18 protein-coding genes and 2 pseudogenes are annotated in these 20429 nt (G+C 57.4%); 10 read left to right on the top strand and 10 right to left on the bottom strand.

What is annotated here, in order from left to right; all coding sequences use genetic code 11:
* Nucleotides 1-189: 189 nt before the first annotated feature.
* Nucleotides 190-780 (top strand): annotated as a pseudogene (locus VD17_RS23730) (molybdopterin-dependent oxidoreductase); the annotation flags it as partial.
* On the top strand, nt 763-855 hold the full coding sequence (locus VD17_RS32720; protein ID WP_259674590.1) for a DUF2474 domain-containing protein: 93 nt from the start codon (nt 763-765) through the stop codon (nt 853-855). The pseudogene VD17_RS23730 and the gene VD17_RS32720, both read left to right, overlap by 18 nt.
* Nucleotides 856-924: 69 nt before the next feature.
* On the opposite strand, the gene VD17_RS23735 is transcribed toward VD17_RS32720, so the two are convergent.
* Complete coding sequence (locus VD17_RS23735) at nt 925-1776, bottom strand: CAP domain-containing protein (protein ID WP_046055934.1); 852 nt, start codon at nt 1774-1776, stop codon at nt 925-927.
* Between the two features lie 175 nt (nt 1777-1951).
* Here VD17_RS23735 and VD17_RS23740 point away from each other — a divergent pair, with 175 nt between their 5' ends.
* Nucleotides 1952-2572, top strand: coding sequence for a cell wall hydrolase (locus tag VD17_RS23740; RefSeq protein WP_046055935.1), 621 nt, complete (start codon nt 1952-1954; stop codon nt 2570-2572).
* Nucleotides 2573-2728: 156 nt separating this feature from the next.
* Here the strand turns inward: VD17_RS23740 and VD17_RS23745 are convergent, their stop codons facing one another.
* Complete coding sequence (locus tag VD17_RS23745; protein ID WP_046055936.1) at nt 2729-3643, bottom strand: LysR family transcriptional regulator; 915 nt, start codon at nt 3641-3643, stop codon at nt 2729-2731.
* A 105-nt stretch (nt 3644-3748) separates the two neighbouring features.
* Between VD17_RS23745 and VD17_RS23750 the strand changes: the two genes are divergently transcribed.
* The 3 genes and pseudogenes from VD17_RS23750 to VD17_RS23760 all read left to right on the top strand — a co-directional run bounded on the left by VD17_RS23750 (nt 3749) and on the right by VD17_RS23760 (nt 7508).
* Complete coding sequence (locus tag VD17_RS23750; protein WP_046055937.1) at nt 3749-5488, top strand: amidohydrolase; 1740 nt, start codon at nt 3749-3751, stop codon at nt 5486-5488.
* 90 nt (nt 5489-5578) lie between these two features.
* A pseudogene (locus tag VD17_RS23755) lies at nt 5579-6306 on the top strand (TorF family putative porin).
* A gap of 299 nt (nt 6307-6605) precedes the next feature.
* Nucleotides 6606-7508 (top strand): universal stress protein, encoded by a 903-nt coding sequence (locus VD17_RS23760; protein WP_046055938.1) that lies wholly within the window; start codon nt 6606-6608, stop codon nt 7506-7508.
* Nucleotides 7509-7658: 150 nt separating this feature from the next.
* Here VD17_RS23760 and VD17_RS23765 read toward each other — a convergent pair whose 3' ends face one another.
* The 6 genes from VD17_RS23765 to VD17_RS23785 all read right to left on the bottom strand — a co-directional run bounded on the left by VD17_RS23765 (nt 7659) and on the right by VD17_RS23785 (nt 13772).
* Nucleotides 7659-8924, bottom strand: coding sequence for an MFS transporter (locus tag VD17_RS23765; protein ID WP_046055939.1), 1266 nt, complete (start codon nt 8922-8924; stop codon nt 7659-7661).
* Between the two features lie 33 nt (nt 8925-8957).
* Nucleotides 8958-10028, bottom strand: coding sequence for a sugar phosphate isomerase/epimerase family protein (locus tag VD17_RS23770; RefSeq protein ID WP_046055940.1), 1071 nt, complete (start codon nt 10026-10028; stop codon nt 8958-8960).
* Nucleotides 10029-10140: 112 nt separating this feature from the next.
* The gene (gene pdxR, locus VD17_RS23775) at nt 10141-11646 is read right to left on the bottom strand and encodes a MocR-like pyridoxine biosynthesis transcription factor PdxR (RefSeq protein WP_046055941.1); all 1506 of its coding nucleotides are present in this window, start codon (nt 11644-11646) and stop codon (nt 10141-10143) included.
* A 42-nt stretch (nt 11647-11688) separates the two neighbouring features.
* A complete protein-coding gene (locus VD17_RS32300) occupies nt 11689-11841 on the bottom strand; it encodes a hypothetical protein (RefSeq protein WP_185753204.1) in 153 nt (50 codons plus the stop codon).
* 21 nt (nt 11842-11862) lie between these two features.
* Nucleotides 11863-13287 carry a GGDEF domain-containing protein gene (locus VD17_RS23780; protein WP_046055942.1) on the bottom strand — a complete coding sequence of 475 codons (1425 nt, stop codon included), beginning with the start codon at nt 13285-13287 and terminating at the stop codon, nt 11863-11865.
* 194 nt (nt 13288-13481) lie between these two features.
* Nucleotides 13482-13772: a hypothetical protein gene (locus VD17_RS23785; RefSeq protein ID WP_046055943.1), complete on the bottom strand. Its 291-nt coding sequence runs from the start codon at nt 13770-13772 to the stop codon at nt 13482-13484.
* Nucleotides 13773-14130: 358 nt separating this feature from the next.
* Between VD17_RS23785 and VD17_RS23790 the strand changes: the two genes are divergently transcribed.
* Both VD17_RS23790 and VD17_RS23795 read left to right on the top strand, forming a co-directional pair.
* Nucleotides 14131-14946 carry a carbon-nitrogen hydrolase family protein gene (locus tag VD17_RS23790; protein ID WP_046055944.1) on the top strand — a complete coding sequence of 272 codons (816 nt, stop codon included), beginning with the start codon at nt 14131-14133 and terminating at the stop codon, nt 14944-14946.
* A gap of 128 nt (nt 14947-15074) precedes the next feature.
* On the top strand, nt 15075-16175 hold the full coding sequence (locus tag VD17_RS23795; protein ID WP_046055945.1) for a polyamine ABC transporter substrate-binding protein: 1101 nt from the start codon (nt 15075-15077) through the stop codon (nt 16173-16175).
* Nucleotides 16176-16260: 85 nt separating this feature from the next.
* Here VD17_RS23795 and VD17_RS23800 read toward each other — a convergent pair whose 3' ends face one another.
* Nucleotides 16261-17184 (bottom strand): LysR family transcriptional regulator, encoded by a 924-nt coding sequence (locus VD17_RS23800; protein ID WP_046055946.1) that lies wholly within the window; start codon nt 17182-17184, stop codon nt 16261-16263.
* A 137-nt stretch (nt 17185-17321) separates the two neighbouring features.
* On the opposite strand from VD17_RS23800, the gene VD17_RS23805 reads away from it, so the two are divergent.
* Complete coding sequence (locus tag VD17_RS23805) at nt 17322-18377, top strand: tartrate dehydrogenase (RefSeq protein WP_046055947.1); 1056 nt, start codon at nt 17322-17324, stop codon at nt 18375-18377.
* An 87-nt stretch (nt 18378-18464) separates the two neighbouring features.
* Nucleotides 18465-19817: a dicarboxylate/amino acid:cation symporter gene (locus VD17_RS23810; protein ID WP_046055948.1), complete on the top strand. Its 1353-nt coding sequence runs from the start codon at nt 18465-18467 to the stop codon at nt 19815-19817.
* A gap of 54 nt (nt 19818-19871) precedes the next feature.
* Here VD17_RS23810 and VD17_RS23815 read toward each other — a convergent pair whose 3' ends face one another.
* On the bottom strand, nt 19872-20357 hold the full coding sequence (locus VD17_RS23815; RefSeq protein WP_046055949.1) for an adenosine-specific kinase: 486 nt from the start codon (nt 20355-20357) through the stop codon (nt 19872-19874).
* Nucleotides 20358-20429 lie beyond the last annotated feature (72 nt).

Genomic DNA, 20429 nt, shown 5'->3' on the forward strand with positions numbered 1-20429 from the left:
ATGAAAGTTGTTTTATTAATTGTTAACTATATGATATGTAACGATAAAAACTCATGATAGATCTCCTCGATAATGTGGTCGTAAATAGCGATTAGACAATATTTAAACCCCATTCATATTCTTTCTCCGTCAATCGAACAAAGACCTGAATCAGGTCAAAGCCTGTGTGCATTGTCACGGAGAATTACCATGTCTCAAGTCGACCGATACAAACCCTACAAAGGCGCAGCCGCCGGTTGGGGCGCGCTGATCAGTGTCACCAAGAACTGGTTAGGCAGTGAAAATGCCCTGAAAAACATTCGCGCCATGCTCAAGACCAACCAGAACGGTGGCTTTGACTGCCCTGGCTGCGCGTGGGGCGAGTCGCCGGAAAGCGGCATGGTCAAGTTCTGCGAGAACGGCGCCAAGGCCGTTAACTGGGAAGCGACCGGTCGCCTGGTCAACCCGGCCTTCTTCGACAAGTACAGCGTCTCGACGCTGGCCGAGCAGAGCGATTACTGGCTGGAGTATCAGGGGCGACTGACCCATCCGATGCGCTATGACGCCGCCACCGATCATTACGTGGAAACCACGTGGGATGAAGCGTTCGCCCTGATCGCCCGGCACCTCAATGCGCTGGAATCGCCGGACCAGGCCGAGTTCTACACCTCGGGCAGGGCCAGTAACGAGGCGGCATTTCTCTACCAATTGTTCGTCCGAGCCTACGGCACCAACAACTTCCCTGACTGTTCCAACATGTGCCACGAAGCCAGTGCGGTCAGCATGGGCGAAAGCCTGGGCAGTGTGCTGGCGTTGGGGGTCGTGGCGGGGGCATTGCGATTGTTGATGCATGCGGCCGGGATGAGTACCCACTGACGATCACTGAAAAAACAAACCCGGAGCCCCATGACAGGGCTCCGGGTTTTTCTATCGGGCGTCCCGAACTCACTGACCGCCGAACATCGCCGTCCAGTAAATCCCCGGATCACTCTTCGGATCAACCGCGTAGGCGGCGCCCAACTCCCGGTAATTTGGGTTCATCAGGTTCGCGCAGTGACCCGCGCTGGACACCCAGCCATCGACCACTTTGCGCACGGTGTCTTGGCCGGCAGCGATGTTCTCGCCGACCTGCCCGCCGCTGTAGCCCGCCAGCTCAGCCCGGTCACCCGGCATGCGGCCATCGCGGTCCTTGTGATCGAAGTAATTGTTGTTGGCCATCGACCGCGCGTGCTCCTCGGCCGCCGTCGCCAGTGCCGGGTTCCAGGCCAATGGCGTGGTGGCGGCAAAGGATTGCGTGCCGCACTGGCGCGGCTGGCTGCGTACGATGTTGAGCTCGGCCAGCAGCTTCTGGCCTTCGGCCTGCCAGTCGCCCAGGCGAGCGCTCAACAGTGGACGCGCCAGCACGATGCGCCACTCGCGGTCCTGGTGGCTGACGCCGACATCGACGAATTGCGGGTCCAGCACGATCTGGCAAAAGCTTTCCTGGATGGCTTTCATCGCCGACGGCGCATCGCGCGGCCCGGACAGGCTGATCGCCTGGACATTCTTCATCGGATAACCCGCGCTGGCCATTGCCTGCTGCAAATTGCCGACACTGTTGGCGTTCATCGCCAGCCGTGGGTCGCCGGCCAGCGGTGGCAGTTCCTGCGATACCTGACCCGCGCAACGCTGCACCTGGCTGCGGTAGAGGTTGATCGAATCAATCAGTTGTTTCTCGTCGGCCGCCAACGCATTCATGGCGAACAACATCCCCAGTGACACCGTGGCAAGACGCATAGCAGATGATTTGAAGCGCATGGAAATCCCCTTGAGCTGACTGCGCCCATCATGCGCGATTTCACCCCCGCGAGCGCAATGACTTTTCATGCCCGAAGACAGTTTTTTTGTCCGTCTGCTGGAATGAATTTTGGCAACTACAATCAAGCAAAGTCGCCAGTGTGGCGTGCTCCCGGTTCCGTCAGAAAGGTCGATCATGCGAGTTATCTGGATAGCCACCTGCTTGGCAATAACCCTTCTCGCCGGCCACGCCATGGCGTCTGAACAGGAGCAAAAAAAGGAGGTGGCTGAGGACAAGGCCGAGGTCCTTGAGCAGAAAGCTGCGGAGAAGGGCGCCGATGTGCCGGTGCCCAAGTCCGAAACCATCACCACCTCCGAGGCTCAGGCGGTCGATCCGGCCGGGCAGTCGCCCATGGACGATGCAATCACCTGTCTGGCCCGTTCCATCTATTGGGAATCCAAAGGCAAATCGCCCGCCGACATGGAAGCCGTCGCCAGCGTCGTCATGAACCGCCTGGGCCATGAGGGCTTTCCGGACACGGTATGCGCCGTCGTCAAGCAGGGTTCTGAAACCAAGAATTGTCAGTTTTCGTGGTGGTGTGATGGACGCTCGGATCAGGTCCAGGAAGAAAGCCAATACGCGATCGCCAAGGAAATCGCGCGCAAGGCGCTCAACAAGCAACTGAACGACCGAACCCACGGCGCGATGTATTTCCACAACCGGAAGGTGAAACCCGCTTGGGCCAAGGAATACATCAAGACCACAGAGACTTCGATGTTTCTTTTTTATAAGCCGCATGAAGGGGCGGCGAAGTAGGGACGTTCGGTATAGGTCCGGGTCGCCGGCCATATGAAGAGCATTAGATGCTCGGGATCAGATGAGGCGAGCTGGGACGAATGTTGCCTATCGTGGAGGGCCGTCGACCCAATGCGGCTTGAGTCATATCGACTCGTCTCGAACTTGCCACACCTCTCAGTGCAACGCCTGTTCGTCCAAGTAGTTGCCAAGACACTCAATAAAGGCTTGGTGCTTACGGGTATGGCGTCTGTATTCAGGGTAGATCACATGTATTTTTGAACCGAATTCATCAGGCTCCGGTTGTATTTCCGGGAGTAGTTGCACCAATTCCCCACGTCTCAGATAGGGGGCTGCACTCCATTGCGGGCAGAACTGCAATCCCATCCCTGACAGCAACGCACCTAACAAAAAGTCGTAGTTGTCGCTGGCCATGCGCGGTACGGGTTGCGCTATGCGTTGGCGTTCCCCGCCATGCGTAAACCACCAGAAATGTGGGTTCAGTGCTGGATGACGAAAAATCAACCAATCGTGTTGGTTAAATGTGTCAGGCAGTACCTCGATGGGATTGCGTTTTAAGTAGTCGGGGCTGGCGCAAAGCAGAATACGGTTTGCGGTCAGTGGTCGCGCGATCAGGCCGGGCAACTCTACCGGTCCATCTCGCACGGCAAGGTCATAGCTGCCTTCGAGCAGATCGACGAACTCATCGGTGAGTTCGACTTCCAGACGCATTTGCGGATATTGATTGAGAAAGCGACAGCACACCGCATTAAGAAAGGCCGGGCCGAAAGAGGGCGGGGCAGACACACGCAAGATGCCGCACATCTCCTGCTGGAGCTGATCGATATCTTCTCGAGCCTGTTTAAGTTGAATCAGCACCTGGCGCGCACTTTCCAGATAGATCATCCCAGCTTCGGTCAGGGCTATACGTCGTGTGGAGCGCTCGAAAAGACGGGTTCCCAGTTCAGTCTCAAGGTGGGTCACGGCCCTGGTCAGGGCTGATGTGGTTTTACCTAGATAGGCGGCTGCACGCGTGAAACTGCCTTGATCTGCGGTGGTCACGAACATGGTGATGGCGCCCAGCTGGTCCATTCACTTTTACCTTTTTGGAAAGTGTGTGTTTCGGCTATCAAGTATTCTTAACATCGCATGATTTGACTAGTCTCCCGAACATTCTAATAAAAAGAAGGTTTGGCAATGAAGAATGTTCTCAGGGTGACACTTGCAGCTGCCGTGGCTTTTTCATCAATGGAAAGCATGGCCGCTGTGGATTTGCTTTTGTTCAATGGCAAGGTGTTCACGGCCGAGCCGGGGCAAGCGCTGCAACAAGCCGTCGCGGTGGTCGATGGCCGGATCCTCAAGGTCGGTAGTGATGTCGAAATTCTTTCGCTCAAGGAAGCCATGACCCAAGTGGTGGACTTGAACGGTAAGGTTGTCATGCCCGGCTTCATTGACAGCCACAGCCACGCAATTTTTGGCGGGGTGAAAGTTACAGCGGCGGATCTTGATGCCCAGATGTTGCCCTTCGATGAACTGGAGCAGCGCTTGCGCGCGTGGCGAGATAACGGTAAGGCTCGGCATGGCGACATACTCAGTGTTGGTGGCTTTCCGTCTACTTATTGGAGTGAAGTGGCGCAGTTTGAAAAACGCTTCAATCACGGTGAATGGGCGGACACACCGATTGCTTTCATCGGCTGGGATTACCACACCGGCTGGGCCAACAAGGCGATGCTCAAGCGCGCCGGTATCGATGCCGAAAGGGTCAAGTCGCTGAAAGGCGAAGCCGTGGCGACCATCGGGCATCATCAGGACAGCACTCCCAACGGTTTTGTTGCCGACGCAGGGTTGTCTGCGGTCATGTCTCAATTCCCTTCACCCTCCATGGATCAGTTGATGGCGGCGGGCCGGGCAGCGCGTGATCTGAACCACAGCCTGGGCATTACGGCGCTAATGGATCCGGCGGCCAATGCCATGCCGGGCGATGGGCTCTTTGACTTCAAGCCGACAGCGCAAACCGTCGGAGTGTTGCCGGTTTACAAAGCGCTATCGGAAAAGGGTGAGCTGGAGATGCGTGTGGCCGCGCTGATGGTTGCCAATCCGAAGAGCAAACCGGCGGATCTGGATGTGCTGGATGAGGTTAGAAAGCAGTTCGTTGGCGTCGATAATCTCAGCCTGCCCGGCATCAAGATATTCGCCGATGGTGTCGCTGAATTCCCTGCGCAAACCGCATCGTTGCTCACTCCCTACAAGAACTCAAAAAAGGGTGGGGAGTTGTTGATCGATCCCGCGCATTTCGATGAGTTGGTCAGCGCCGCCGATGCCCGTGGCTGGCTGGTTCATGTGCATGCAATTGGCGACCGCGCGGTGCGCGAGTCGCTCAATGGCATCGAGCAGGCTCGTCACGACAGACACAGTGATGTGACGCATTCCATCACCCATTTGCAAATGGTCAACCCCAAGGAATTCGCCCGTTTCAAACCGCTGAACGTCATTGCTTCGATGCAGCTGTACTGGGCTTCGGCGGACGAAATGAGCATCGATCTGCTCAAACCCTACATCAGCGCCATGCAGTTCCAGTTCATGTATCCGGCGCGTTCATTGCTCAAAAATGGTGCGACTATTGCGGGCGCCAGCGACTGGCCGGTCAGTACGCCCAATCCGTGGAAAGCCATTGGCCAAGCCATCAGCCGCAAGGGCCCCAAAGGCATCCTCAACAAGGATGAGGATATCGACAGGGAAACGATGTTCTACGCCTATACCCGCAATGCCGCCCGAGCCATTGGCCTGGAGAAAGAGATTGGCTCGCTCACTGCCGGTAAAGAGGCTGACCTGATCATTCTTGACCGCGATGTTTTCAGCGTGCCGGACGAGCAACTCGCCGACACCCAAGTGCTGAAAACCTACTTTTCGGGGCGCGAAGTCTACAGCCGCCCGTAATAACCCTTTCTCGACTGCCCGTCCTGTGTCCTTCGGAACACAGGACGGGCGAAGCCTTGCCTGCCAATAATAATAAACAGGACTCGACCTATGCATCGCCTTGCCTTTACGACCCTTGTCGGCTGCGCGCTTTTACCCGCTGCCGCCGGGGCCGTGTCGCTGACTGACGACCTGCAATTACAGCTCAAACCGCAAGTGGTCAGCGACTACCGCAGCCGCGGACTTTCTATGACAGTGGGCGATCCCGCCGTGCAATTGGACGCCACCTTGATTCACAGTAGCGGTGCCTATGCGGGTGTCTGGACTTCAAATGTCGACTTCGGGCTGAACTTGAAAACGCGCCTGGAACAGGATTTTTACGCCGGCTTTTTCAGCCAATTCAATGACGATGTCAGCCTTGATATGGGGTATCTCAAATACACCTACGCCAAGGAAGCACAATTCAACATGAGCGAGGTCTACGCCATCCTCAAAGCCTATGGCTTCAAACTCGGCAGTTTCTACTCCGGCGATTTGAAGAACTATGTCGGGAAAGATCAGGACACCCTCTACACCTATCTGGGGTACAGCCATGAAATTGTGGATCAGACAGGTCTGGAGGTGCGCTACGGTCGGTACGACTTCAAGGATGATGTGTTTTTAAAGCTCGTGGTGATTATCACGAATGGGAAGCCAAGCTCACCCGCAGCGCTTTTGGTGTCGACTGGGGGGTGAGTTACATCGACACCGATCTTTCCAAGAGCGAGTGCGTGAGCTATTACGGTTACACCGATGTTTGCACGGCGACCGTGGTGGTCAGTGCCAGCAAAACGTTCTGATCTAAATCGACGGTCCTGTAACCTGCAAGCTCGAATGCTTGCAAGTTTTAGAGCAGCCCTTTGCCGGGTTCTCATTCGTTCCCCGTGTCAAAGACGATGAGGGTCGAAAAGCCATACCCAACGGTCGCATTCGACCGATTCTGTTGAAAAAGTCGACCCGGCCAAGTGGGGGGTTGATGGAATCCAGGCGTATATTAATAGTGTCGATCCAGACAGTTGAGGCGATAGTTAATCGTCGGTGGTGTGACAGGCGAGAGCGCCGGGGGAGCTAGATATCCCGGAAGGTTTGGAGGTGTTACATGAGCCAATATCAACGACTCTTTCTGATAGCCGGTCCAGGCATGCGTCACACGCCAGCGTTGGAGCGCGCTGTCGCCATTGCCGAAGCCACTGGCGCCGCGCTGCACATCACGGTGTTTATCGAAGACTCCAACCTCTTGGGTTTGAAGAGCGCGGGTGCACGCTTTCGTGAGGCCTGTCAGCAAGAGAACGAAACATGGTTGAAGGATGAGGCCGATCTGATACGCGAGCGCGGGGTCAGGGTGAGTACCGAAGTGCTTGTTACGCGAAACGCGCTGCAAGAAATACTTCGGCATGTGGCAGAAATGCAGCCGGATCTGGTTATCAAGGATGTGCAACACGAGTCAGCGCTCAAACGCGTTTTCATTACGCCTCTTGATTGGCACCTGTTGCGCGAATGTCCGGTGCCTGTGCATCTGGTCAGCGAAGTCAGGTGTCCACGTCCGCGGGTGGTCGTGGCGGCAGTCGATCCGTCACAACCCGAGACTCAGATCACGGGCATCAACGACCGCATCATCCAGGCGGCGAACGGATTGTCTATGCAATGCAGCGCGGAACTGCATCTGCTGCATGCCTACGATCTGTCGCTGACACATATATCCGACGCAGGCGCCGGGGCAGTGACGATGCCAGGTTTCAGCAGCGAGGTGCGCAAGTCACTGCAAAAGTCATTTACCGCATTGGCCGACCACTATGGTGTGCCCACTGAGCGACAACACTTCGTCGAAGGGCCACCTGGCAAAGCGCTGGCCGACTTTGCCGCGCATAATCGGGCCGATGTGATCGTCATGGGAAATGCGCATCGCAAGGGACTGGGTAAATGGGTGGGCAGTACGACGGAGCATGTTCTGTATCGAGTGCCCTGCAACATTTTCGCCGTTATGGGGGCTGCGGATCAGTGAATGTATTGGCTATCAAAAGACTCGTATCGCCATCGGTCGCGCTAACGCGTTATCCAGATTGCGCGCAAGCTTCGGTTCATTCCGGCGTTGTGGCCAGGAGGAGGGATCGGCTTGGTAGACGATTCCTCCTCCTGGAGTCCATGGCGATGATCAGGCTTGCGCTGCGTTCATCGCGCCAGTGGCCATGGATTTTTTGCGCACCGCTTGGTAGAGCAGGCTGGACACCATGAAGCCCCCAACGGCCAGTAGGCTCATCAGGGTGAAGACGTAGTTGTAACCCTGTTGGCCGGGGAAGTGGTCGAGGATCGCGCCATAGATGACGTAGGCAAACATGCCGGGTGCATAGCCGATCAGGCAACCGATGCCGAAGGCCGAGCCGGTGATGTGCTGGGGAATGCCGACTTCACCCATGGGGGCCCAGAACACGCCGCGCATGGAGAACACGATCAGGGCGAAGGACAGGGTGGCGGCCATGCCCGCATAGATGAAGCCCGGGCTTTTCGGAATCAGCATGATCACGCCCATCAGCGGCAACAGCGCCAGGAATGCCCACTTCAGGTAGCGGCTGGTGCTCTTGAACTGCTTGTCGGCAATGAAACCGCCGGCAGGCCCGCCGAGGATCTTCAGGAAATACTGGTTGATGATGCCGTAGGCGCCCACCAACGCCACGGGCAATCCGTACATTTCCTTGAGGTAGGGAATGAAATAGGTCAGGCCGCAGTAGACGATGTAGACCATGAACACGTTGAGGCTGACCAGCCAGATGCCCGGCACTTTGATCGCTTCCATCAGGTTCGCCAGACCATTCTTCGGCTTGGCCACCGACTGCGCGTTGCCGCCCTTGAGCAGGAACCAGGTCAGGGTGCCGGCCAGAATGTCGATGACCGAGTAGAACAGGATCGCTGACTTCAGGCCGGTTTCGCCCGAACCCATGGCGACGAACACGCCCAGAGCGGAAAAGGCCACCAGTGTATCAACCACGCCACGGCCGCCTTCGAGCAGGCCGAACAACCGGCCTTGCTCCTGATCGTCACCCAGGTTGCGGATGGCTTTGAGCAGCGATGGCCAGAACAGGCAGTCGGCACAGACGGCCAGGAGACTGAACACGATCAGCAAACCGCTGAAGGGTGGAAAGGTCGCCAGGTACAACCCCAGGCTACCGGTCCCGATCAGGCCGAGGGGAATCAGTTTGCGCGTGTCGTAGCGATCGGCGAGCAGGCCGCCAACCACAAACAGCGCAGTAGCGATGATCGCGTTGGCACTTAGCAGCATGCCGATTTCAGTGTGGCTCAAGCCCATGAATTCCTGCATGGGTACATAAAAGGCGTCCTTGAGGTTCGCCAGCTTGTAGATGGTGCCACCACCGAGGATGAGGATCAGGAATCTGAGCCATTTGGCCTTGTTTTGAGTTGTCATTATTGTTCTCCGGGCGTAATCGGGTCGTCAGGTTCAGGCGTTGGAAGGGTTGGCCAGGGTCAGTTCGGCCAAGGTGCGCCATTCGGCCAGCAGGCTACGGACGTAGGCGACCTGGTTGTTCGCCCAGCGGTGTTCATCGGCCAGCATTTGCTCCAGCGAGTAGCCGTTCGGGAGTGGCGTTTCACTCATCTCCCGGTAAGCAATGAAGGGATCGGCCGCTTCAAGGCTCTGGCGGAAGGCCGGGGCCACGTAGTGGTTTTCCTGCTCGAGAATGAATGCGATCACCTGCGGGGTGGCTTCGCCCAGCATCAACAGCTCGAACAACATGCGGGGGCTGGGAAGATCGTCCTCTTCGCTGCCCTGCAATACGCCGTAATGGCCGAAGCCGTTGTGTTCGGGGACGATGCGCACACCCTTGAGGTGAGTCTGGCGGATGTGCGGCGCCAGGTTGCGCAGGGCCTGCAGGGGCTGTTCGCAGGCATTGATCATGTTGCCGAAGTCGAACAGGGCATGCAGGCGAGGGTGGTTGAGGCGGTTGAGCAGTTGCGCGATTTCGCCGCTCTTGAGTTCTTCATGCTGCTCGAAGTCAAAGTACAGATCGTGTGCGTCGGCCTGTTGCGCGAGGTAGTGCAGGTCGGTCTCGATCACGTCCATGACCCGCGACAGCGTGCCCTCGTAACGTGAGTAAACACGGATGTTGCGCACCCCCAGGGCCCTGGCGATGGCAATCACCTGGTCGACATCCTTTTTCAGCGTGCTGCTGATTTCCAGATGCACATCCAGCCCCAGCGCTTTGGCCTTGGCGGCAAACGCCTGGAGCTGCGCGAGTGACATTTGGCTCAGGCTGTTTTCCTCGCCGTCGAGCAAGTGCAGGCTCAGGCCTTGCAGCTCGTGGCGATAGGCGAAGTCCAGCAGGTCGGCAGGGGTGACACGACCGTGGGTAAGGTTGGTGAGTAGCGGGTAGGCGTGGGCAAACAGGCGCAATTGCCCGAGACGCTCAAGCAACCGCCGGGCCAGTGCGTCCGTCAGCACGGGAACTGGCCCGTGTTCGACCACCTTATGGCTCAGCAAGGCGTTGAATCGTTCCTGGATCTTATTGTTCATTAGAGTCGTTCCTGGTTCAGACACCGGGTCTACCGGCGCGCCCTTTATCGCGCCAGTCAGGAACTCTCGATAGATCCATTATCAGTTAATTGATAAGACCACTTGCCTCGCATCAAGTGGTCGGCGGCAGATAACCCAATGTGCGCAAGGCCCGGGCCAGTGCCTCGACACGCTCCCGGGCCTGGTTTTCAGGCGTGCCGGCAAAGCCGATCAACAGGGCCGGCGGCAGGGCATGCTTGATGCGGTAGTCGCTCAAGGCGTAAGTGTGGATGTTGTGCCGGGCCAGTTGCCGGGCGATGTCAGCGTCACTGAGTTCGGGGGGCAGCCAGGCGATCAGGTGCATGCCAGCATCCGTCGGAGTGATCCTGAAGAAGCTGCCAATTTGCTGTTCAAGTTGTTCGATCAATGCCTGCTGGCGCGCCTTGTACAGCGCACGCATGCGGCGGATGTGCCCCAGGAAATGGCCTTCGCCCATGAAGTCCGCCGTTGTCGCCTGAAGCAGTGTGGGCGGACTGCGATCCATGACCGCGCGCAGGGTGCAAAAGGGTTCGACCAGGGCCTGCGGCAAAATCACGTAACCCAGTCTGAGTGACGGAAAGAGCACTTTGCTGAACGTTCCGACGTAGATCACCCGGGCCATCTGGTCCATGGCATACAGCGCCGGGAGGAGGCGGCCACTGTAGCGAAACTCACTGTCGCAATCGTCCTCGATGATCCAGCTCTGATGCTGCGCAGCCCAGTCGATGAGTGCCTGGCGCCGCGCATAACTCAGGGTGACACCCAAAGGATGCTGGCGCGAAGGCGTACAAAACACCAGGCGCGCATCAGGGCACTCGGTCAGGCCTTGCTGGACATCGATCCCCTGTTCATCGATACGCAACGCAATCACCTGAGCACCCTGGGCCTGTAATGCAATGCGCGCGGCGATGTGCCCCGGGTCCTCCATCCAGACGCTGTCCTGCGGATTGAGCAGCAGCATGCCCAGCAGGTTGAACGCTTGCTGCGCGCCGGAAACGATCACCACTTGCCCGGCAGTGCAGTCGATGCCACGCGCATCGAAGACGTATTCGGCAATCGCTGTGCGAAACGCCTGCAAGCCTTGCAACTCGCCATAACCCAGAATCGCCTTGGTCGGCTTGAGCAGATGGCGGTTCATCAGGCGCCGCCAGATCGCCTGCGGGAATGCGTCATAGGTGCTGTGGCTGGGCAGGAAAGAGGTCGGGGTCGCGGGGTCCCAGTCGGCATAGGACACCCCGCGAAAATGATCGCTGCGCAGCGACAGCATCGACTGGCTCAGGTCGGACAGGCGCGGTGGCTGGGCAGGTTGCTCGTCCTCGAGACCCCGGCTTTCCCACTCAGTGCCGACATACGTACCGGCGCCAGTGCGCGAGGCCAGGAAACCTTCGGCAATCAGCTGATCGAACGCATTGAGAATGGTGATCCGCGACAACCCCAACTCGTTGCTTAAGGTCCGGGTCGACGGCAGGCGCACGCCCCCCTGGATTCTGCCGTTGAGTATCTGTTTGCGAATTTGCAGATACAGTTGGCGGTACAGGGGAATGGCACTTGCACGGTCCAGCTCGATGGCCGACAGCAGCAAACCTGCGGGGGATTTCATGACATGCTCGTCTGGGCGAAATGGGATTTGACCTGCAAACCGTCAGGCGACGGCGAGGTAAGGGTATCGAGCGATACCCGATAAGTCATCTGTCTGGCGCTGGATACCACTGAACAGGCCGATGATCACGGCACTGTCCAGGTCGATGAAAAAGCCAGTGTTGTCATGCGTGAGCTGTAGGAGCAGGTGCTCCAAAGCCGCTCCAGGCCGACGCTTTCACAAAGATTGGAGGCTGGTTTTGATGGTCGTGACCACACGGTTACGGCCTTCGTGTTTAGCGTGATACAGGCGTTGATCGGCTGTACGCAGAATGGCCTCGATGGTGTCGCCGTCGCGGCCGGATTGCGATACGCCGATGCTCACGGTGACCACGGTTAACCGCTGCAGGCCATGAAAAGAATTATTGGCAACGGTGCTTCGCAGACGCTCGGCGATTACGTGCGCGCCCTCAAGTGAAGTCTGAGGCAGCAGAATCATGAATTCTTCCCCACCCACTCGGGCTACGCCGTCGTACGGCCGGATCGAATCGAGGCATTTCTCCACGAAATCCTTCAGGATGTCGTCGCCAACCTGATGCCCGAAGCGATCGTTGATGGACTTGAAATTATCCAGATCGAGTGCCAACACCGAGAACGGCTCACCGCCGCGCTTGGTCCGGCCCATTTCGACGTCGAGCCGTTCCATGAACCGACGCCGATTATCAGCGCCCGTCAATGGATCGGTGGCCGCAAGGTGCCCGAGTTCTTGATTGGTGCGCTGGAGTTCCTGCAAGGCGCTCTCGGTATACGCCATCGCTTCGGCAAGACGCACCATCAGCTCTTCCTGGCTGTAGATCTTCGAGAACGACCGCGTGGTGAGGAACGCTTGCACGACCCCGTAGCTCAGCATGAAGAAACCACCGGCGAAGATCGCATGAGCGAGCCACCACATGTGGTTCCACGGACGTGCAAGGATGAAGGCAAGCGATGACAGCGCGAACGCGGTGACCGAGACGACAAAAATCATCATCAGCGGCGACCGGATACGGCGCAGCAGGAGTATTACCACGGTCAATGTGGAAAGTATGAGCGCACCACCTTCCATCGAGAGGCGCACCGCGATATCGCCGGCGATCGGTGAATTCGCGACGTACGCCACTGCCACGTCAACCAGCAGGAACAGTCCTATCCAGGTCAACCACGGGCGGGCCTTCATTCGTTGGTCCGCGGCATCGGGTGGGCGGTGGTACGACAGCATTCCGACTAACAGCAAACTCGACATGACCAGCCGAGAGGCCGGTCCATAAAGCAGGAAGAGCCAGATATTGTGGTGTGCTTGCCCGGTGAAGGCGCCATGCAATGCGTAGATCAGTACAAAACCGAGAAAACCAAGCGTCATCCATCGCAGCAGAGGATCTCCCGAAGACTGATAGCAGCGCCACGTGACGTAAGTAACAAACAGGCCCGCCAAGGTGGCTGCGGTGATCGCAATGATATGGAACAGGTGGTTTTCGAAAATAAGGGTGGGGTCTTGAAAGACGTATAAGTAGCCAATCAGATAGGCCGGAACAAACGCAAATCCTGCGAGCAGCAAGTAGGCATAAACCTTGACCATGAGGCGGACGGCTTCAGGTGGCTCGCCGGTGGCGATGAGATTGCTCATGGTTCCCTCCAAGTTGAAATCTATTTAGCCAACACCGGTCCGGTGTCGGCTCCGAAGCCGCCTGCTTGCCAATGGCCCCACGCATCACTACGTAGATAGGGGATGGACCGACCTATGGCATTTCAATATTAGACTCCTTCCCGATTTCTGCTGCGCAAGCAGGTAAAAATGTTCACGCGAACGCAAGGGGCGCGCTAATTGATCTGCACAATGACCGGGCCTTCCGTGACGACGGGTGGGTTCGCCTGGATGTGCGAGGCGTTTTTCTGAATCCAGTCGCGAGCGACTTTCATGCTCTCATCGGTGCCGGCCTTGTCCGTGCAAACAGTGACCGACATACCGCCATCACCCAGAGGCAGCAGTGTGTAGCTTGCCAGGCCATTCACTTTGCGGAGGGCCGCTTCGACGTCGGCCTTCTGCTTTTCCAAAACCTCGAAAAGCTGCTTTGCACCAGGACCTGAGTAGGTTCTTATGACCGCATACATAGTCGTCTCCTTAGTGATTTACCGTCGTGATAGCCACCCGGATCCGCTGATGGCCGCTGATGTGTTCAGCTTAGTCAAACGCCGGTGACAAGCGAAATGCAACGACCACCGGCAGCAGCCATTCCTGATGTGGACGTAGAGTCCAGCAGGGCGACCGACCCCATCAGAAACCGAGGCGATCCCCCCGTCTGGATTAGCGGGCGCTCACTTGATTGCGACCCCATCCTGCAATGTCGCTTTCACGGCACTACACATTTGTGGTTAACCCCTGGGGGTAATTACGTGTCGCTCTACCGCGCTCCATACTCTGGCCAACCCTGGCGGGTTGGGCCCTTACTTAACGGTGCAAGGAACAGAGATGAAGATTGAATTGGTGCAACTGGCTGGCCGTGATGGCGATGTCGTTCACAACCTCGGCCGTACCTTGGAGGCCATCGCTACCTGTGCGGCTGACACGGATTTGTTGATCTTCCCGGAAACCCACCTCACGGGATTTGTCGATGCCGAGCAATTGGCGAGTGTTGCCGAACCCTTGGATGGTCCCACCTTGCAGGCCGTCGAGCAGCTGGTGCGCAAGCGTAATGTCTCAGTCGTCGTCGGCATTGCGGAGAATGATGGCGGCATCTTTTACAACACCTCGGTGCTGGTAACGCCCGAAGGTATCGCCTTGCGCTACCGCAAGACTCACCTGTGGCCATCGGAGCGTGGTCTTTTCCAGCCGGGTGATCGCTATGTCACGGCACTGTGGAAGGGCGTGCGTGTAGGCATGCTGATTTGCTACGACATTGAACTCCCGGAAAGCGCCCGCGCCCTCGGGCAGCTCGGCGCCGAGCTGATACTGGTCACTAACGGCAACATGGATCCCTACGGCCCGGTCCATCGCACAGCGATCATGGCTCGCGCCCAGGAAAATCAGGCGTTTGCTGTCATGGTGAATCGGGTGGGAGAAGGGGATGACGGCCTGGTGTTCGCGGGGGGCAGCGCAGTGGTCAATCCGTTCGGGCAAATAATGTTTGAGGCCGGCCGCGATGAGTGTCGGCAGGTGGTCACGCTTGACCTTGACCAGCTCAAGGCGTCCCGTCGGGATTACGACTACCTCAACGACCGTCGCCTGCACCTGACAGGTGAACAACTTCAACATGCCGACGGTCGTCGCGAGCTGCTGATTCCTTGAGTCGTTTGAATTCTGTTCCCCAGTCATACGTCGTTGATCTTGCCGATGTCGGCCCTGCCCTATAACTCTAACAATCAGCAGGCGTAGCGTTGTTTTTTTAAACAGCGCCACCGCTCCGGAGTCTCCAGATGAACCCGAAAGTCGGTTTACAGCTAGTCCTTGCCTCACTGTTGAGTACAAGCATCCTCTGCACCGAGGCCGCTGAGCCCCAGATGAATATCTACAGCTGGTACGACTTTATCGCACCGGATGCGACGAAAAATTTTCACGAAGAAACCGGCATCAACGCGACGTATGACTCGTTCGACAACAGCGATGTCATGCAAAGTAAAGTCATGGCCGGTCGTAGCGGCTATGACGTGGTGATTGCTACCGATTGGCTGTTGCCGAACCTGATAAAGGCCGGTGTCATCAAGGAAATAGACCGGGCGCAATTGTCCAATTATCACCATCTCAACCCGGATATCCTTGCCAAGTTACAAGCTAACGATCCGGGTAATCGATACGCCATTCCGTATATGTGGGCTACCACCGGGATTGGTTATGATGCGGACAAGGTCAAGTCGATCCTTGGCCCGGATGCTCCGGTCAACTCATGGGACCTGATTTTAAAGGAGGAGAACCTCGCCAAATTAAGCCAATGCGGCGTGGCCATGCTGGACGCACCGGGCGAGATTTTTCCGATCGTACTGCATTACCTTGGGCTGCCCTATAACAGTCAGAATCCTGAGGACTTCCGCAAAGTCGAGGCGCTGTTGTTGAAGCTGCGCCCGTACGTCCGTTACTTCGACTCATCCAAATTCAGCGCTGACCTGGCCAATGGCGACGTCTGTGTTGTGCTCGGCTGGGCTGGCGGAGTGTTCGGGGCACAAGAGAGTTCCAGGCTTGCTGGTAACGGACGCAAGATTATCTATAGCATTCCTCGCGAAGGTGCTCCGTTTTGGGTGGAAAACCTTGTGCTGCTTAACGATTCCCCGAATCCAGTGGAAGGAATGGCCTTCATCAATTACATGCTACGCCCTGAGGTCATCGCCAAGTCCTCCAACTACTTGGCCTATCCGAACGCCAACAAGGACGCTACCGCGCTGGTCGAGGAGAATATTCGCAATAATCCTGACGTTTATCCGTCGAAGCAGGTTTTGGACACTCTGTTCCCGCTGGAGCCGATCTCGCTGAAAATGGAACGTGTACGTACCCGTCTCTGGAGCAAGATCAGAACGGGCAGTTGATCGTTTCTGCAGAAGGACGATCAGGGGGCGTTACTCGCACTGCACTGGAGATCCGCAGACGTGAGTTGACGCCCGCCGATCCTGTTCATTCGCGCGTAGATTCCGGTTCTTCCAGGTGATCGATGTGCTTGAAGCGCTCGACCAAAAAATCGATCAGGCTGCGTACCCGCGCCGACAGGTGCAGCTGTTGCGGATACACGGCGTAGACATCGGCGCGGGTGGGGGTCTGATCCTCCAGCACCAGGCGCAAGCGGCCACTGCGCACGTAACGGGCGATGTCCCATTCGGCCCGCAGCAGAATGCCGTAACCTTCCAGCGCCCAGTTCAGGGCCACTTCACCGTCGTTGCAGCCTAATGCGCCGCGCACTTTGACGTTTTGCGTGCGCCCACCGTTGGTGAAGCTCCACACGCCATAGGGCGTTTCGTTTTGCCGCAGGAAGATGCAGTTGTGTTGCTGTAAATCCGCCAGGCGTTGGGGCACGCCATGCTTTTCCAGGTACAGCGGCGAGGCGCATAACAGACGGCGATTGGAGGCGATCTTTCGGGCATGGAAGGCGGCGTCCGGCAGCGTGCCGAAACGAATACCCAGGTCAAAGCCATGCGTCGTCAGGTCGAGTGGGTGATCGCTGATTTCGAGCTGTATTTCCACCTCCGGGTACTGCGCGAAGAACGCGCCCAGGGCAGGGCCGATATAGCGCCGACCGAACCCCAGCGAGGCGTTGACGCGAATCAGGCCTTTAGGGGTTGCCCGACTGCTGCTGATCAACTGCTCGACCTCATCGATCTGCGTCAGGATGCGCGCTGCATGGGAAAAATACAGTTCACCTTCCGAGGTCAGGCTCATCGAGCGCGTGGTGCGGTTGACCAGGCGTATGCCCAGCCGTGCTTCCAGCGCGGTCAGGCGTTTGCTCACCGCCGGCGGTGTGACGCCCAGCTCGCGAGCCGTCGCCGCCAGGCTGCCTTTGTTGGCCAGCAGGTAGAAAAAAGACAAATCCAGGGTTTGGCTCATTGGTAACTCAAATTCATCTATGTAGTGATTTGGAGTAACTCACGCTCATTTGTTCACTACATATACTCCGCTCACACCCTGATTGAACACCCCCGTTCGACAGGCACAACAAGAACGTGACGAGAGTGGAGTCAACAATGAGTGCATACAAAATTGCTGCGGTTCCAGGTGATGGTATCGGTGTTGAAGTGATCGCCGCAGGCGTCGAGGTGCTGCAAGCCTTATCGAAGAAATCCGGTTTCGAACTGAATTTCAAACACTTCGACTGGAATTCGGACAACTACCTGAAAAACGGCTACTACATCCCGGAAGGTGGCCTGGAAGAGCTGAAAACCTTCGACGCCATTTTCTTCGGCGCTGTCGGTGCGCTCAACGTACCGGATCACATTTCGCTGTGGGGCTTGCGTCTGCCGATCTGCCAGGGCTTCGACCAGTACGCCAACGTGCGTCCGGCTCGCGTACTGCCAGGGGTAAAAAGCCCACTGCTCAATGGTGATCAGATCGATTGGGTCGTGGTGCGTGAAAACTCCGAGGGCGAGTACTCCGGCAACGGCGGTCGTGTTCACCGGGGGCTGCCCGAAGAAGTCGCCACCGAGGTGTCAGTGTTCACCCGTGCCGGGGTCGAGCGCATTCACCGTTTCGCCTTCGAACTGGCGCAAAGCCGTCCACGCAAACACCTGACCATGGTCACCAAATCCAACGCCCAGCGTCATGGCATGGTGCTGTGGGACGAGATCTTCTATGAAGTCGCCAAGGACTTCCCGGATGTGAAGATCGACAAGGAACTGGTCGACGCGGTGACCACGCGCATGGTGCTCAAACCGTCGACGCTGGACGTGATCGTCGCCACCAACCTGCACGCCGACATCCTGTCCGATCTGGCCGCCGCGTTGTCCGGCAGCCTGGGCATCGCGCCGACCGCCAACCTGAACCCCTCACGCAAATTTCCCTCGATGTTCGAACCGATCCATGGCTCGGCCTTCGACATCACCGGCAAAGGCGTCGCCAACCCGATTGCGACGTTCTGGACGGCAGCAATGATGCTCGAGCACCTGGGTGAAGCGGCCGCGGCGAAACACTTGATGTCGGCCATCGAGGCAGTGACCGAAAGCGGTCTGCATACCCCGGATCTGGGCGGCACGGCCACCACTCGCCAGATCACTGATGCGGTCATCGAATTGATCAAACGCTGATTCAAGCGGCGGCACAACGCCAAGGGGCTGATCACCGGTCAGACCCCTTGGCATTTCCTGACAACAATAAAAAATCAGGGCCCTGTCATGAAAAGAATATTCGGCAAACTTTACGTCCAAGTGCTCATCGCCGTGATCCTCGGCGCCATCGTCGGGGTGTTTGTGCCCGAATCCGCAACAGCGCTCAAACCCTTGGGCGACGCGTTCATCAAACTGATCAAAATGCTCCTCGCCCCGGTGATTTTCCTGACGGTGGTCACGGGCATTGCACGCATGGAGAACATGAAAGAGCTGGGGCGCGTCGGCTTTCGGGCGCTGATCTATTTCGAAGTGGTGTCCACCCTGGCGCTGGTCGTCGGTCTGGTGGTGGTCGATGTGTTCAAACCCGGCGCCGGCATGAACATCGATGTCGCCACGCTGGATACGTCCAGCCTGGCCACCTACACCAGCGCCGTGAAGCACGCGTCGTTCATGGACTTTGTGATGAACATCATCCCCGACACCATCGTGGATGCCTTCGCCAAGGGTAACGTGCTGCAAATATTGTTGTTTTCCATTCTGCTGGGCATTGCCCTGGCGCATGTCGGACCTCGCGCCAAGGTGTTCGTCGACACATTGGACAGCCTGATGCAGGGCATGTTTCGCATCGTCAACATGGTCATGCGTCTGGCACCCATCGGCGCCTTCGGGGCGATTGCCTTCACCATTGGCAAATACGGTTTTGGCTCGCTGTTCTCACTCGGCAAGCTGATGGCCTGTGTCTACCTGACCTGTGCTGTGTTCGTGATTTTTGTACTGGGCCCGATCTGCCGCTACAGCGGTTTCAGCCTGTGGAAGTTTCTGAAATTCATCAAGGAAGAACTGTTCACGGTCCTCGGCACCAGCTCTTCGGAATCGGTACTGCCGCAGATGATTTCCAAGATGGAAAAGGCCGGCGTTTCCAAACCTGTCGCGGGCCTGATCATTCCTTCGGGCCTGACCTTCAACCCGGACGGGCAGGCGATCTACTACACCATCGCCGCCATCTTCATCGCACAGGCCACGAACACACCGCTGACCCTGACGGATCAGTTGATCGTCCTGGCCGTGCTGATGTTTACCTCCAAGGGATCTGCTGGGGTCACCGGCTCGGGATTCATCATTCTGGCGGCGACGTTATCGTCCCTCGGCACCATTCCGGTGGCGGGCATGGTGCTGCTGTTGGGCGTCGACCGGTTCATGTCGGAAGCGCGTGCGATCACCAACACCATCGGCAATGGCGTCGGGACAATGGCCATTGCCAAATGGGTCGGGGCGCTGGACACCGTGAAAATGCACAAGGCGTTGAATGGTGAGGTCGAAGGGGAGAAACCCGCGACGGCTCAGGCAGAGGTTATCGCTGCTCATTCAGCGCTGGGCGCTCGCGTGCTGCCAAACCGCCCAGAAGCCTCTCAGGCATAAGCTGTGAGGCGCTGAACAGTGCGATGTTCAGCGCCCGCTTGTAACGCAAGGTGCTCAAAGTTTGTAGCCGATCTGCCGCAACAGGTTCTTGCGCCACAGGATGTCTTCCTCGCCTTCAATGTCACGGGCACAGAAGCCATCCACCACGCCCAGAATCGCTCGCCCTTGATCCGTCTCGGCAAGAATCACTTCAGTCGGGTTGGCCGTTGCACAAAAAATGCGGCACACCTCCGGGACCATTTTGACGGCGTTCAACACGTTTACGGGATAGAAGCCATCGTCGAGGAAAATGATGAAGCTATGGCCTGCTCTGATGGCTTGGGCATTGCTGCGGGCCAGTTCGATCATGGCGGTATCGGTGCCGGACCAGCGCACCAGGCATTTACCGGAGGCTTCGCAAAACGCCACGCCAAAGCGGATACCTGGCACGGCATTGACCAACGCTTCGTGGATGTCCTCGACGGACTTGATGAAGTGGGTCTGACCGAAAATGAAGTTTGTCGCTTCCGGCTTGTCGATTTTCAACGTGATGAGTTGCATCTCAAACACCTCCTTTCACGATGTGGCTACCAGGGGCTGGCAACACCTCAAGCATAGCTACCCATGGGGTTT

The organism is Pseudomonas fluorescens (assembly GCF_000968015.1).
In the GTDB taxonomy this organism is placed as follows: domain Bacteria; phylum Pseudomonadota; class Gammaproteobacteria; order Pseudomonadales; family Pseudomonadaceae; genus Aquipseudomonas; species Aquipseudomonas fluorescens_W.

Bases quoted from the DNA above. Each gene is read 5' to 3' on its own strand.
- VD17_RS23745 (WP_046055936.1), bottom strand. From the start codon at position 3,643: ATGGACCAGCTGGGCGCCATCACCATGTTCGTGACCACCGCAGATCAA.
- VD17_RS23735 (WP_046055934.1), bottom strand. From the start codon at position 1,776: ATGCGCTTCAAATCATCTGCTATGCGTCTTGCCACGGTGTCACTGGGG.
- VD17_RS23760 (WP_046055938.1), top strand. From the start codon at position 6,606: ATGAGCCAATATCAACGACTCTTTCTGATAGCCGGTCCAGGCATGCGT.
- VD17_RS23790 (WP_046055944.1), top strand. From the start codon at position 14,131: ATGAAGATTGAATTGGTGCAACTGGCTGGCCGTGATGGCGATGTCGTT.
- VD17_RS23750 (WP_046055937.1), top strand. From the start codon at position 3,749: ATGAAGAATGTTCTCAGGGTGACACTTGCAGCTGCCGTGGCTTTTTCA.
- VD17_RS23795 (WP_046055945.1), top strand. From the start codon at position 15,075: ATGAACCCGAAAGTCGGTTTACAGCTAGTCCTTGCCTCACTGTTGAGT.
- VD17_RS23765 (WP_046055939.1), bottom strand. From the start codon at position 8,924: ATGACAACTCAAAACAAGGCCAAATGGCTCAGATTCCTGATCCTCATC.
- pdxR (WP_046055941.1), bottom strand. From the start codon at position 11,646: ATGAAATCCCCCGCAGGTTTGCTGCTGTCGGCCATCGAGCTGGACCGT.
- VD17_RS32720 (WP_259674590.1), top strand. From the start codon at position 763: ATGGGCGAAAGCCTGGGCAGTGTGCTGGCGTTGGGGGTCGTGGCGGGG.
- VD17_RS23740 (WP_046055935.1), top strand. From the start codon at position 1,952: ATGCGAGTTATCTGGATAGCCACCTGCTTGGCAATAACCCTTCTCGCC.
- VD17_RS23785 (WP_046055943.1), bottom strand. From the start codon at position 13,772: ATGTATGCGGTCATAAGAACCTACTCAGGTCCTGGTGCAAAGCAGCTT.
- VD17_RS23800 (WP_046055946.1), bottom strand. From the start codon at position 17,184: ATGAGCCAAACCCTGGATTTGTCTTTTTTCTACCTGCTGGCCAACAAA.
- VD17_RS23780 (WP_046055942.1), bottom strand. From the start codon at position 13,287: ATGAGCAATCTCATCGCCACCGGCGAGCCACCTGAAGCCGTCCGCCTC.
- VD17_RS23805 (WP_046055947.1), top strand. From the start codon at position 17,322: ATGAGTGCATACAAAATTGCTGCGGTTCCAGGTGATGGTATCGGTGTT.
- VD17_RS23770 (WP_046055940.1), bottom strand. From the start codon at position 10,028: ATGAACAATAAGATCCAGGAACGATTCAACGCCTTGCTGAGCCATAAG.
- VD17_RS23815 (WP_046055949.1), bottom strand. From the start codon at position 20,357: ATGCAACTCATCACGTTGAAAATCGACAAGCCGGAAGCGACAAACTTC.
- VD17_RS23810 (WP_046055948.1), top strand. From the start codon at position 18,465: ATGAAAAGAATATTCGGCAAACTTTACGTCCAAGTGCTCATCGCCGTG.